This is a genomic window from Aeromonas sp. 95A (genome assembly GCF_051919235.1).
GTDB lineage: Bacteria > Pseudomonadota > Gammaproteobacteria > Enterobacterales > Aeromonadaceae > Aeromonas > Aeromonas veronii.
Window position 1 is genome coordinate 78,447 of sequence record NZ_JBQBFC010000001.1, and the last position, 12,261, is coordinate 90,707.

The 12,261-nt window shown below is 60.3% G+C and carries 10 protein-coding genes, 1 other RNA gene and 1 pseudogene; 10 read left to right on the forward strand and 2 right to left on the reverse strand.

The features are described 5' to 3' along the window. Positions 1 to 58: 58 nt before the first annotated feature. The 3 genes and pseudogenes from ACTG2U_RS00335 to emrD all read left to right on the forward strand — a co-directional run bounded on the left by ACTG2U_RS00335 (position 59) and on the right by emrD (position 2,802). A pseudogene (locus ACTG2U_RS00335) lies at positions 59 to 513 on the forward strand (hypothetical protein). A 168-nt stretch (positions 514 to 681) separates the two neighbouring features. Next, complete coding sequence (locus ACTG2U_RS00340; RefSeq protein ID WP_005333923.1) at positions 682 to 1,344, forward strand: glutathione S-transferase family protein; 663 nt, start codon at positions 682 to 684, stop codon at positions 1,342 to 1,344. Positions 1,345 to 1,605: 261 nt separating this feature from the next. Further along, positions 1,606 to 2,802 carry a multidrug efflux MFS transporter EmrD gene (gene emrD / locus ACTG2U_RS00345; RefSeq protein ID WP_151286272.1) on the forward strand — a complete coding sequence of 399 codons (1,197 nt, stop codon included), beginning with the start codon at positions 1,606 to 1,608 and terminating at the stop codon, positions 2,800 to 2,802. Between the two features lie 194 nt (positions 2,803 to 2,996). Here emrD and ssrS read toward each other — a convergent pair. Then, positions 2,997 to 3,178: non-coding RNA, 6S RNA (gene ssrS / locus ACTG2U_RS00350), on the reverse strand. Positions 3,179 to 3,194: 16 nt separating this feature from the next. After that, positions 3,195 to 3,527 carry a cell division protein ZapA gene (gene zapA / locus ACTG2U_RS00355; RefSeq protein ID WP_005333910.1) on the reverse strand — a complete coding sequence of 111 codons (333 nt, stop codon included), beginning with the start codon at positions 3,525 to 3,527 and terminating at the stop codon, positions 3,195 to 3,197. Positions 3,528 to 3,700: 173 nt separating this feature from the next. Here zapA and ACTG2U_RS00360 point away from each other — a divergent pair, with 173 nt between their 5' ends. The 7 genes from ACTG2U_RS00360 to gcvP all read left to right on the forward strand — a co-directional run bounded on the left by ACTG2U_RS00360 (position 3,701) and on the right by gcvP (position 12,239). Continuing rightward, positions 3,701 to 4,270: a UPF0149 family protein gene (locus ACTG2U_RS00360; protein WP_005333908.1), complete on the forward strand. Its 570-nt coding sequence runs from the start codon at positions 3,701 to 3,703 to the stop codon at positions 4,268 to 4,270. A gap of 177 nt (positions 4,271 to 4,447) precedes the next feature. Further along, positions 4,448 to 5,671 carry a 2-octaprenyl-6-methoxyphenyl hydroxylase gene (gene ubiH / locus ACTG2U_RS00365; RefSeq protein ID WP_439973858.1) on the forward strand — a complete coding sequence of 408 codons (1,224 nt, stop codon included), beginning with the start codon at positions 4,448 to 4,450 and terminating at the stop codon, positions 5,669 to 5,671. A gap of 136 nt (positions 5,672 to 5,807) precedes the next feature. Beyond that, positions 5,808 to 7,076, forward strand: a complete 1,269-nt coding sequence (locus tag ACTG2U_RS00370) for an FAD-dependent 2-octaprenylphenol hydroxylase (protein ID WP_429068252.1) — start codon at positions 5,808 to 5,810, stop codon at positions 7,074 to 7,076. 416 nt (positions 7,077 to 7,492) lie between these two features. Then, positions 7,493 to 8,590 (forward strand): glycine cleavage system aminomethyltransferase GcvT, encoded by a 1,098-nt coding sequence (gcvT, locus tag ACTG2U_RS00375; protein WP_058056652.1) that lies wholly within the window; start codon positions 7,493 to 7,495, stop codon positions 8,588 to 8,590. A gap of 84 nt (positions 8,591 to 8,674) precedes the next feature. Continuing rightward, positions 8,675 to 9,064, forward strand: a complete 390-nt coding sequence (gcvH, locus tag ACTG2U_RS00380) for a glycine cleavage system protein GcvH (protein ID WP_042060204.1) — start codon at positions 8,675 to 8,677, stop codon at positions 9,062 to 9,064. A 38-nt stretch (positions 9,065 to 9,102) separates the two neighbouring features. After that, entirely contained in the window at positions 9,103 to 9,366 is a 264-nt protein-coding gene (locus tag ACTG2U_RS00385; RefSeq protein WP_160882027.1) for a hypothetical protein, read from the forward strand. Continuing rightward, positions 9,363 to 12,239, forward strand: a complete 2,877-nt coding sequence (gene gcvP / locus ACTG2U_RS00390; RefSeq protein WP_439973861.1) for an aminomethyl-transferring glycine dehydrogenase — start codon at positions 9,363 to 9,365, stop codon at positions 12,237 to 12,239. The genes ACTG2U_RS00385 and gcvP overlap by 4 nt, the downstream gene beginning before the upstream one ends. The last annotated feature ends 22 nt before the right edge of the window (positions 12,240 to 12,261 follow it).

Below are 12,261 nucleotides of genomic sequence, written 5' to 3' on the forward strand. Positions count from 1 at the left end.
GCGCTAGTCTTATCCCAGCAGCCGGATACAGGCTGTCATGAGCATAGGGATGTGAACCATGAATTTGTCATTAGTGAGTCAAAATGTGTCTACTGCCAGCGAGGGACTGCTGGCCATTTTACGATCGTCACCCGAGTACGGTGATCACTTTGCCCACATCACCGTGACCCCCTGGCCCAGTGGCAACCGGCCAAGACGGAGGCGGCGATCCTGCTGATCGACGGTGATGCGCCCTGGCAGGATGCCGGATTTGCCCGGGGAGAGGATGAGACGATCGGTTTGCCGGTCTTGCCGCTGCTGATCCGCAAGGGGGACAAGGAGCTGACGGTCTGCGGGCCGGATGTGCGTGACCCCCGTTTCTATTTTGTCTCAAACGGCATCGTGCTGGATGAGTCGGAGCTGGCCGAGCCTGCCTGCAGCCGGGTGCTGTTGCGCAAGCTGGAGTCCTACTTCCCGCTGCTTTCCCGCCTGATCATGCTGCGCCAGCGCAAGCCGGTCGCCGTGATCAACTAATATCTACCATTGCCAGAGCGCACCAGCGGCGCACCGTGGCCTTATTTGGCCTATGGTGCGCCGCTTTTTAATGGTCTGGAGCCGGTCACTTGTTGCAAGATGAGGTGGCTATGGTGTTGCACCCTGTTAAAACTGTGCAATCTGGCTATGACCAACAAGGAGTGAATCATGATCGATTTTTACACCGCCGCGACCCCCAATGGTTTCAAAGTGGCGATCGCTCTCGAAGAGCTGGGTTTGCCCTATCGGGTCATTCCCCTCGATTTGTCGGCACTGGATCAGAAGAAGCCCGAGTTTCTTGCCATCAACCCAAATGGCCGCATTCCGGCTATCGTCGATCGGGATAACGACGATTTTGCCGTATTCGAGTCGGGCGCCATCCTCATCTATCTGGCGGAGAAAGCAGGCAAATTGTTGCCGGCCGATCCTAAACGACGCTCTCAGGCCATCCAGTGGCTGATGTTCCAGATGGGCGGGGTAGGACCCATGATGGGGCAGGCCAACGTCTTCTACCGCTATTTCCCCGAGAAGATCCCCGCCGCCATCGAACGCTACCAGAAGGAGGGGCGCCGCCTGTTCGAGGTGCTCGACAGCCATCTGGCTCATCACGAATATCTGGCGGACGAGTACAGCATCGCCGATATCGCCACCTGGCCCTGGGTGCGGATTTATGACTGGAGCGGCATCTCCATCGAGGGGTTACCCCATCTGCAAGCCTGGATGGATCGGATGGCCGAGAAACCTGCCTGCCAGAAGGGGATCACCATACCGCCACGCAAGGAGCAGCCCGATGAGCTGATCAAGCAGGCGCAGCAGATGGTAACCCGTTGATTTTTAACTGCTGATGGGGCGTAAAGCCCCGTAATATTAGAAAAACTAAGGCAAGCCGATTATAAAGATTCGTTCGTTTTCTGTGAGCTGAATCACTATGATGCCCCCATACCACCAAGCGTCCTGTGCGGTGGTCTGGCGGGCTCCCCGCCTACTGTTTCCAACACTGTTTTTGATTGCATCACAGCCTCTGTGATCAGATTCCTCTGGGCCATTTTGTGCCAGAGGGGCGGCAGCATTTTTCGATTTTTTGGGACTGATATGGATCGGCACAGTTTTTATCCGTTGTTTTTACTGACCATTCTGATGGTCGCTGTGGGCCAGATGACCCAGACCCTCTATGTCCCCTCCATTCCCATGATGGCGGGGGACTTCAATGTGGCCTCGGGCCAGTTGCAGGCGGTGATGGCCTGTTACCTGATCCCCTATGGCCTCTCCCAGTTTGTCTACGGGCCGTTGTCGGATCGCATTGGTCGTCGTCCGGTGCTGATCGTCGGCATGATGGTGTTTCTGGTAGGCACCCTGATCATTCAGGTCATCCCCCATTTTTCCGCCCTGCTGGTGGGCAGCTTTATTCAGGGGCTGGGCACCGGTGCCGGTGGCGCCATGAGCCGCACCGTGATGCGCGATCGCTACAACGGCGCCGAGCTCAACCGCGCCAACAGTCTGGTGAGCATGGGGGTGATCTTCTCCCCGCTGCTGGCGCCTGTGCTTGGGGGCTGGCTGACCGAGCTGTTCAACTGGCGCGCCGGTTACTGGTTCCTGTTCGGTTTTGGTGCCGTAGCCACTCTGGCGATCATGGCCTGGTTTGGTGAAACTCTGCCTGCTGCTGCCCGTCAGCCACTGCGCGTCGGTGCTGCCTATCGCCACGTGCTGGGCAACCCCAAGTTTCAGGGCAACCTGCTTTGCCTGATGGCGACCTTTGCTGGACTCGCGGTATTTGAAGCGGCGGCCGGTGTGCTGCTGGGCGATGTGCTGAAACTGAGCGCCCGTACCGTGAGCGTGCTGTTCGTGCTGCCGCTGCCCGGCTATCTGTTCGGTGCCTGGCTCTCTGCCAAGCTGAGCTTCCGTTTGACTCAGGGCAAACTGATGCGCCTTGGCATCGCCTTTCTGGCGCTCGGCTCCCTCATCATTCTGGTGCCGGGGCTGTTCGGGGTGGTGAGTGCCGCCTCGCTGGTCGGTGGTGCGGCCGTCTACTTCATCGGTAGCGGCATTCTCTACCCGACCGCCACTTCCTGTGCCATCGAGCCCTTCCCGGGTCAGGCCGGCACCGCGGGGGCCATTCTCGGCGGGATGCAGAATCTGGGGGCGGGCGTGGTGACCCTGCTGGCCGCCGGTTTCCCGATGACTGGACAGGTGACCCTGGGGGCCATCATGACCCTGATGGTGCTGATCGTGGCGCTGAGCTTTGTCTGGTTGCGCCACCATGGCTCCCCCCACGAGCAGATGGCCATCTAAACGTGCTTGCCTGCTGCAAAACAAAGCCCGCCTTTTGGCGGGCTTTGTCGTTATGGTAGTGTCCGTTTCACACCTTGTCCCATCGGGTTCTCCATTTATTGGGGGGAAAGGTGTAAACCATATTCAGGACGGGACAGTTCGTTGATCATCAGGCAAAGAAAAAGCCCGTCACGCTGGTGACGGGCTTTTGCTGTTGGTACCCCGAGATGCCGTTGCCGGTTTGGGCCCTTGAACCGTCGGTTCAAGGCGGGGATCGGATCTGACCGCAGGCTTCTCGGTCGTGCCGAGCATGCGCAATAGCCAGAAGGCAGATCCCCTGTTTGGTATGAATATCGGCTCGGGGACTTGAACCGGCTGACAAACATCCCAGGGAATTTTAAAACGGTTTGCGATTAGGGCTGTTGCCCCTCTTCGCTGGAATCACCATATTGTCCGTGCTCGATCAGGGCCGCTTCGATGGTGCGCTGCAGCATCTTGATCCGCTTGTCCATGGTCTCAGAGTATTGGTGGTTTTTCTCTTTTTCAAGGCAGAGCTCATGACAGAAATTAAGCGCCGCCATGATAGCCAATTGCTCGTTGCTGGAGACTTTGGAGCGTTGACGCAGGTCGATCAACTTGTCGGTCAGCTGCTCGGCGGCCTGGCGCAGGGCATCCTGCTGTCCCAAGGGACAGGATACCTTGTAGGGACGTCCCAAAATGACGATTTCTACGGCCTCTGTGCTCATGCCTTCCTCAATACGGCGGAGCTGATTTCCGCCTTTATCCACGTGGACAACTGGGCGGGACTATATAGCGCAGATGCATAAGTTTCAAGGCCTTGCTGGCTCTGCAAGAGGGAGAATGCTAGGATCCTGACCATTAATTCTGCAAATTTGACTGAACTTTGAGCGGATCCTCGATGAGCAAAACGAACCCCCTTAAATATGCGGCAGTGGCCGACATCATGGAACAACATGAACTGATGGCCAGCGCAGTAGAGGCCCATGGTGTGATCTGCGGTCTGGTGTGCGGCGGAGTGGCACTGGACGACAAGAGTTGGCTGCCCCATTTCAACGATCTGGTGAACGACGGTTTCGGCTTGCCGGCCCCGGTGCGCCAGGTGATGACCGATCTTTATCACAATGTGGTCGAGAGCCTGATGGCCCAGAAGGGCGTCGAGCTGTTGCTGCCAAGCGATGATGCTCCCCTCGACGAGCGCATCGATTCGCTGGTGGACTGGTCACAGGCATTTCTGGCCGGTTTCGGCGTGGTGCAGCAGGAGCTCTCCCGCGCGTCGGAAGAGCTGCAGGAGATGATCCAGGATATTGCCAGCATCACTCAGGTCTCCGCCGAGTTCGATCAGGAAGATGACGAGAACGAAGCCTCTTTCCTGGTGCTCTACGAACACGTCAAACTGGGTGTCATGATGGCCTTCGAAGAGTTTGGCAAGCGCCCCGATACCCCGAGCGCGCCGCCGACCCTTCATTGAGGTGCGGGTCAACGCGACCCTTACTGAATCTGCAAGAGCGCCTGATGGCGCTCTTTTTTATTTCCTTGTGGTGGCTAACCCTGTGAGGCGCAACCGGTTTTTTGCCGGTGACCTCGCATTCGGCCAGCGGCTTTGTGATAGCATGAGGCCACCTTTTTCACTTCTTCCTCTCTGCTTATGTCTCAATCTGATGTGCGACAGGTCGATGTCACCCTGGTCGGCGGTGGAATGAGCGGTGCCGTGCTGGCGCTCTCGCTGGCGGCTCTGCTTCGATCCGATGGCTCCCCCCTCGAGATCCTTCTGCTGGAGGCAAGCGTCCCCGAACAGCACACCCATTCAGGGTTCGACGCCCGCGCCATTGCGCTTTCGGCCGGTACCTGTGATGCGCTGTTGCGACGCGGACTCTGGCCGCTGTTTGCCCCCCATTGCGCCCCCATTACCCAGATCTATGTCTCGGATCGGGGCCACTTCGGTCAGGCTCGCCTGTCGGCGGCCGAATACGGTCTGCCCGCGCTGGGCCAGGTGATCGAGCTTGCCGCTGCCGGTCATGAGCTGCAACGGGCGATGGCGGCCTCTCCCAATATCCGGGTCTGCTGTCCGGCTCGGGTGAGCGAGATTGCGCCCGATGAGGAGAAGGTGACCCTCACCCTCGAGAGCGGTGAACAGATTGAGACCCGCCTGCTGGTGGCGGCAGACGGCGGCAACTCCTTTGTGCGTCAGCACTTCAAGTTGCCGGTGACCCGCCACGACTTTGAACAACACGCCATCATCGCCACGGTCAAAACGGCGCAAGACCCTGAGGGACGCGCCTTCGAGCGTTTTACCGAAGGGGGGCCGCTGGCCCTGCTGCCGATGCAGGAGGGGCTCTCCTCGCTGGTGTGGAGCGTAGGGCAGCATGAGGTGGATGAGCTGACGGCCCTCGATGAGGCGGCGTTTCTTGCCCGTCTGCAGCAGGCCTTTGGCTGGCGGCTTGGTCGCTTCGAGCGATGCGGCGTGCGTAACGTCTATCCGCTCATTCTGACCGCCTGCGACTACCCGCTGGCCCAGCGCACCGTGCTGGTCGGTAATGCCGCCCACGCCCTGCACCCGATTGCCGGACAGGGCTTCAACCTCGGGATGCGGGATCTCGACCTGCTTACCGGCGCCGTAGCCAAGGCGTTGGCAGAGGGGGAGGATATCGGCAGCTTCAAGGTACTGAGTGGCTACTGGCAGCAGCGCAAGCAGGATCAGGAGCAGACCGTCTGGCTCACCTCTTCGCTGGCCCAGCTCTTCTCCAATGGTCACGATCCGCTGGTGGCGGGGCGCAATCTGGCGCTCACCCTGATGGGGCGATTCCCGTGCCTCAAGGCGCCGCTTGCCTCGCGCACCCTGGGTTTTGTCGCCGATGTGTGCGGCAACTAGCCAGCACTTGTTGAGTGGAACCTGTTGACCGGAAGATGGTGACCGCCATTCGTTGATCAAAACCTATTGAATAAAGAGGTGATGCCTGCGGGTGTCCCCTCGCTGGCCAGCCGGTCAGCCCTGAAAGGATGAGATGATGCAGATGCAAAATGTGGATGTGGTGATTGTCGGTGGCGGCATGGTGGGGCTGGGGCTCGCTGCGGCCCTGAAACATAGCGCCCTCAAGGTGCTGGTGGTGGAGGGGCAATTGCCCGATCCGCAGCTGGGGGAGGTGGCCGATAACCGGGTCAGCGCCCTGAGTCTGGCCAGCCAGCAGATCCTGCGTCATGTTGGCGCCTGGGACGGCATTGAAGCGCGCCGCTTGCAGGCCTACGACAAGATGGCGGTGTGGGAGCAGGACAGTTTTGGCCATATCGACTTCGATGCCGCCAGCCTGCGTCAGGCCAACCTCGGCCACATCGTCGAGAATCGGGTGATCCAGCAGGCGCTGTTTGAGGCGATTGAAGGTGCCAGCAATATCCAGTTGCTGACCCCTGCCAGAGCCAAGAGCCTGCAGAGCGGCCCGGCGGGCGCCCTGCTGCTCCTTGAAGATGGTCAGGCCATCTCGGCCAAACTGGTGGTGGCTGCCGATGGCGCCCACTCCTGGGTGCGCCGTCAGGCTGATATCCCGCTTACCAGCTGGGATTATGGCCACCACGCGCTGGTGGCGACGGTGCGCTGCGCCGAACCCCATGAGGCGGTGGCACGCCAGATCTTCACCCCGGATGGCCCGCTCGCCTTTTTGCCGCTGTGGCAGGAGAACCTCTGTTCCATCGTCTGGTCACTGCCTGCGGCCCGCGCCGAGGCGCTCTGCACCTGCGATGACGAGCAGTTCAATCGCCAGCTTACCGCCGCCTTCGATGCCCGGCTCGGTCTGTGCAAGGTGGAGGGGCCGCGCAGCGCGATTCCGCTCACCGCCCGCTATGCCCGCGACTTTGCCCGCGAGCGGCTGGTGCTGGTGGGAGATGCCGCCCACACCATCCACCCGCTGGCGGGGCAGGGGGTCAACCTTGGCCTGCTGGATGCTGCCGCGCTGGCGGAGCAGATCTTGCAAAATCATGCCGCGGGTGAGGATATCGGCCTGCTTGCCAACCTGCGTAGCTACGAGCGCTGGCGCAAGAGCGAAGCGGCTCGCATGCTGGCTGCGATGGAAGGGCTCAAGCGGCTGTTCAGCGGGGCCAACCCGCTCAAGAAGCTGGTGCGGGGCGTGGGATTGCGCGCGGCCAACCTGCTGACTCCGTTCAAGGAGGGGGTGATCCGCGCCGCCATGGGGCTGGAGGGCGAGTTGCCCGCATTGGCCCGGCCTGACTGGACTGTTGCTGCGACCAAGGGCAGTGCCATGCAGGCCAAGGGTGAAAAAAACTAATATTACTCGCCGTTTTTGACAACAAAAGTAATCCGACAAGGCTGATGACCCGTTTTGGGTGTCAGCCTTTAATTTTGCTCTGGAGCGAAACGTTTTTCTGCAAATTGTGACGAAACGGTAAAAATCAAAATTTAATCTCGCCTGAGTCGGCTTATGGCTGTTTTTATCACTGCATTTATCTTAGTGTCTGGAGTCAGTTTTACGGGAGGGGATTAGTTTTTTTTGAGCGGCACGCTCGCCTGCTTGTCATATAATCCGCTCCGTTCAAGGAATCCCTCTTGCCTGGCAAGGGCAGGAGCGAGCACACACTTTTGGATCCGGTCGCTTTTTGCTGTACGTATTGCAGTCAGAGCGGTGGCGCGGGTCGCAAGGGTGGTCGCCAAAGCGAAAAGGCTTTTTGCTAAGGAAAGAATGCGATGATCCAGACTACTGTACTGCATCCCAAACACCTGGAAGCCGGCGCCAAGATGGTGGACTTCCACGGTTGGGAAATGCCCATCAACTACGGCTCCCAGCTGGAAGAGCACCACGCGGTGCGCAGCGATGCCGGTATGTTCGATGTCTCCCACATGACCATCGTCGATTTGACCGGCGAACGGGTCAAAGCCTTTCTGCAACACCTGCTGGCCAACGACGTGGCCAAACTCACTGCCCCCGGCAAGGCCCTCTACAGCGGCATGCTCAATCCGGAAGGCGGCGTGATCGATGACCTCATCACCTATTACCTGACCGATACCTTCTACCGGCTGGTGGTCAACTCCGCTACCCGCGAGAAGGATCTGGCCTGGATCCGCCATCACGCCATCGATTTCGACATCACAGTGACCGAGCGTCCCGAGCTTGCGATGATTGCGGTGCAGGGCCCCAACGCCAAGGTCAAGGCTGCTGCTGTGCTGAGCGCCGCTCAGCGTACCGCCGTGGTGGGGATGAAACCCTTCTTCGGCGTGCAGGCTGGCGATCTCTTTATCGCCACTACCGGCTACACCGGCGAAGATGGTTATGAAATCGTGGTGCCGCAAGAGAAAGCCTGCGAGCTGTGGCAAGCGCTGCTGGATAACGGCGTCGCCCCGTGCGGCCTCGGTGCCCGCGATACCCTGCGCCTCGAGGCGGGGATGAACCTCTACGGTCAGGATATGGACGAGTCAATCTCTCCACTCGCCGCCAACATGGCCTGGACCATCGCCTGGGAGCCGAGCGATCGCAACTTCATCGGCCGTGACGTGCTGGAAGCGCAGAAAGCGGCGGGCAACCAGCCCAAGCTGGTGGGTCTGGTGATGGAAGAGAAAGGGGTGCTGCGTGCCGGTATGCCGGTCACCTTCACCGCGGCAAACGGTGAGAAGCGGGAAGGTGTGATCACCTCCGGCTCTTTCTCCCCCACCCTGGGCTACAGTATTGCCCTGGCGCGGGTGCCCCGCGATATCGGTGAGCTGGCCGAGGTGGAGATCCGCAAGAAGCTGGTCACCGTGAAGGTCACCAAGCCCGCTTTCGTCCGTAACGGCCAGAAGCTGGTTTAATACCGTCTTGGGGGAGGGCAGTGCCTCCCCTATCCCTTTTCATATTCGTTTTTAAACGCGACTCAAAGATCAAAGGAAGCACAAATGAGCCATATCCCGAGCGAACTGAAATATGCCACTTCCCACGAGTGGATCCGTGTTGAAGCCAACGGCGAGGCCGTGGTCGGTATCACCGAACACGCCCAGGAGCTGCTGGGTGACATGGTGTTTGTCGAGCTGCCGGAAGTGGGTAAGCAGGTCAGTGCCGGTGACGACTGCGCCGTGGCCGAGTCGGTCAAGGCGGCCTCCGACATCTACAGCCCGGTGAGCGGCGAGATCATCGCCGTCAACGACGAGCTGGAAGGGAGCCCCGAGCTGGTCAACTCCGACCCCTACAGCGCTGGCTGGTTGTTCCGCATCAAGCTCGATGACGAGAGCGAGCTGGCCAACCTGCTGGATGCCGAAGGCTACCAGAACGTGGTGGACGAAGAGTAATGCCCCCGGGCCCTGCCAATACAGCAGGGCCCCTTTGTATGACCGCCAGCCGGGCAAGCACCGGCCGGTGGAAAGGTGAAGTCGCCCGCGCCTGCCGTTTGCTTGCCTGCTTTTGCCAGGGCAAACGGGCCGGTTCGCAACAAGGCGATCCCCTCTTGATGCTGCCGCAGCATCCGGTGCCGCACCCTGTCTGCGGGACCCAGAACATGAGTGGCGTCGGTATCAGCCGACGATCAGGAACATCAGGTCTTGGTTATCAGGATGTCATGCCAGGACTTATTTATCAGGAAATAGGGAAATGACCCAGTCACTGTTTGAACTCGAGCAAAAAAACGATTTTGTCCGCCGCCATATCGGCCCGGGCGAGGAAGAGCTGCGCCAGCTGCTGGCGACCGTAGGGGCCGAAAGCCTGGACGATCTGATTGCCCAGACCGTGCCCGCCGCCATTCGCCTGCCGGGTCCGCTGGGGATCGGTGCCGGCATGACCGAAGTGGAGGCGCTGGCCAAGCTCAAGGGCTATGCCGCCCAGAACAAGATTGCCAAGAGCTACATCGGCATGGGTTATCACGATACCCATGTGCCCCACGTTATTTTGCGCAATGTGCTGGAAAATCCGGGCTGGTATACCGCCTACACCCCGTACCAGCCCGAGCTGGCGCAGGGCCGTCTCGAAGCCCTGCTCAACTTCCAGCAGCTGACGCTGGATCTCACAGGCATGGATCTGGCAAGCGCCTCCCTGCTGGATGAAGCGACCGCCGCCGCCGAGGCGATGGCGCTGGCCAAACGGATGGCCAAGTCCAAATCCAACCTGTTCTTTGTTGCCGATGACGTGCACCCGCAGGTGATCGACGTGGTCAAGGAGCGCGCGGTTCACTTCGGTTTCGACGTGGCGGTTGGCGCTGCGAGCGATGCAGTGAGCGAAGAGGTGTTCGGGGCCCTGTTCCAGTACCCCACCACCACAGGTGAGGTGAAAGATCTGCGTGCCCTGATTGCCGCGGTACAGGCCCAGAAAGGGCTGGCCTGCGTCAGCGCCGATCTGCTCTCCCTGCTGCTGCTCAAATCCCCGGGCGAGCTGGGTGCCGACGTGGTGTTGGGCTCCGCCCAGCGCTTTGGTGTGCCCATGGGTTACGGTGGCCCCCACGCCGCCTTCTTCGCCACCCGCGATGCCTACAAGCGTTCGATGCCGGGCCGCATTATCGGCGTCTCCAAGGATGCCCGTGGCAAGGCCGCGCTGCGTATGGCGATGCAGACCCGCGAGCAGCATATCCGCCGCGAAAAGGCCAACTCCAACATCTGTACCGCTCAGGTGCTGCTGGCCAACATGGCGAGCTTCTACGCCGTCTATCACGGCCCGGTAGGACTGAAAACCATCGCCTCCCGCGTGCACCGTCTCACTACCATTCTGGCGCTTGGCCTCAAGGCTAAGGGGGTTGCCCTCAAGCATGCCAGCTGGTTCGATACCCTGACCGTGCTGACGGCAGATAAAGCAGCACTTATTGCCAAGGCTGAAGCTAATGGCATCAACCTGCGTGCAGACCTCGACGGTGCGGTAGGGATCTCCCTCTCTGAAACCACCACTCGCGGCGATGTGGCCGAGCTGTTCGATCTCTTCCTCGGCCAAGGCCATGGCCTCGACATCGAGGCCCTCGACAAGGCGGCGCAGACCCATCACGCCATCCCGCAGGATCTGCTGCGCACCGATGCCGTGTTGACCCACGAGGTGTTCAACAAGTACCACTCCGAAACCGAGATGCTGCGTTATATCCACCGTCTCGAAGCCAAAGATCTGGCGCTCAACTACGCCATGATTTCACTCGGCTCCTGCACCATGAAGCTCAACGCCACCGCCGAGATGATCCCGGTGACCTGGCCCGAGTTCGGCAAGTTGCACCCGTTCGCCCCGCTGGCACAGGCCAAGGGCTACCAACTGCTGCTGGCCGACCTCGAAAACTGGCTGGTGAAAGTGACCGGTTACGATGCGGTCTGCATGCAGCCCAACTCAGGTGCGCAGGGTGAATACGCAGGTCTGCTCGCCATCAAGAAATATCACGAGTCTCGTGGTGAAGGGCATCGCGACATCTGCCTTATCCCAGCTTCTGCCCACGGTACCAACCCGGCCTCTGCCCAGATGGCGGGGCTCAAGGTGATCGTCACCGCCTGTGACAAGTCCGGCAACGTGGATCTCGACGACTTGCGCGCCAAGGCCGCCGAGGCGGGGGATCAACTCTCCTGTCTGATGGTGACCTACCCCTCCACCCACGGGGTGTATGAGGAGACCATCAAGGAGGTGTGCGACATCGTTCACCAGCACGGTGGTCAGGTCTATCTGGACGGCGCCAACATGAACGCGCAAGTTGGATTGACGGCACCGGGCTTTATCGGGGCAGACGTCTCTCACCTCAACCTGCACAAGACCTTCGCCATTCCTCACGGCGGTGGCGGCCCGGGCATGGGCCCCATCGGCGTGAAGAAACATCTGGCACCGTTCGTGGCTGGTCATGCCGTGGTCAAGACCGACAAGGAGAGCCGTGACAATGGCGCCGTGTCGGCTGCACCATTCGGTTCGGCCAGCATCCTGCCCATCAGCTGGATGTATATCGCCATGCTGGGTGACGAGGGGCTGAAGAGATCCACTCAGGTCGCCATCCTCAACGCCAACTATCTGGCCAAGAAGCTGGGTGAATCCTTCCCGGTGCTCTACTCTGGCCGCAACGGTCGGGTGGCCCACGAGTGCATTCTGGATATCCGTCCGCTCAAGGAGGCTTCCGGCATCAGCGAGATGGACGTGGCCAAGCGGCTGATGGACTACGGCTTCCACGCGCCGACCATGAGCTTCCCGGTAGCGGGCACCCTGATGGTCGAGCCGACCGAGTCGGAATCCAAGCGCGAACTGGATCGCTTCGTCGAGGCGATGACGTCCATCCGCGCCGAGATTGCCAAGGTGCAGGAGGGGCAGTGGAGCCTCGCCGACAACCCGCTGGTCCATGCGCCGCACACGCAGGATGATGTGATGGATGCAGAGTGGTCCCGTGGCTACAGCCGCGCCGAGGCGGTCTTCCCGTCCGACGCCGTGCGCGCTGCCAAGTTGTGGCCCTCTGTGAACCGCATCGACGACGTCTACGGCGATCGCAACCTGTTCTGCTCCTGTATCCCGACTGAGGATTACGCCAAGTAAGTGGCGTTTAGGAGCTACAGTT

Coding starts and splice junctions, on each gene's coding strand:
- gcvH (WP_042060204.1), top strand. CDS start 8,675: ATGAGCCATATCCCGAGCGAACTGAAATATGCCACTTCCCACGAGTGG.
- gcvT (WP_058056652.1), top strand. CDS start 7,493: ATGATCCAGACTACTGTACTGCATCCCAAACACCTGGAAGCCGGCGCC.
- ACTG2U_RS00340 (WP_005333923.1), top strand. CDS start 682: ATGATCGATTTTTACACCGCCGCGACCCCCAATGGTTTCAAAGTGGCG.
- gcvP (WP_439973861.1), top strand. CDS start 9,363: ATGACCCAGTCACTGTTTGAACTCGAGCAAAAAAACGATTTTGTCCGC.
- ACTG2U_RS00370 (WP_429068252.1), top strand. CDS start 5,808: ATGCAGATGCAAAATGTGGATGTGGTGATTGTCGGTGGCGGCATGGTG.
- ubiH (WP_439973858.1), top strand. CDS start 4,448: ATGTCTCAATCTGATGTGCGACAGGTCGATGTCACCCTGGTCGGCGGT.
- emrD (WP_151286272.1), top strand. CDS start 1,606: ATGGATCGGCACAGTTTTTATCCGTTGTTTTTACTGACCATTCTGATG.
- ACTG2U_RS00360 (WP_005333908.1), top strand. CDS start 3,701: ATGAGCAAAACGAACCCCCTTAAATATGCGGCAGTGGCCGACATCATG.
- zapA (WP_005333910.1), bottom strand. CDS start 3,527: ATGAGCACAGAGGCCGTAGAAATCGTCATTTTGGGACGTCCCTACAAG.
- ACTG2U_RS00385 (WP_160882027.1), top strand. CDS start 9,103: ATGACCGCCAGCCGGGCAAGCACCGGCCGGTGGAAAGGTGAAGTCGCC.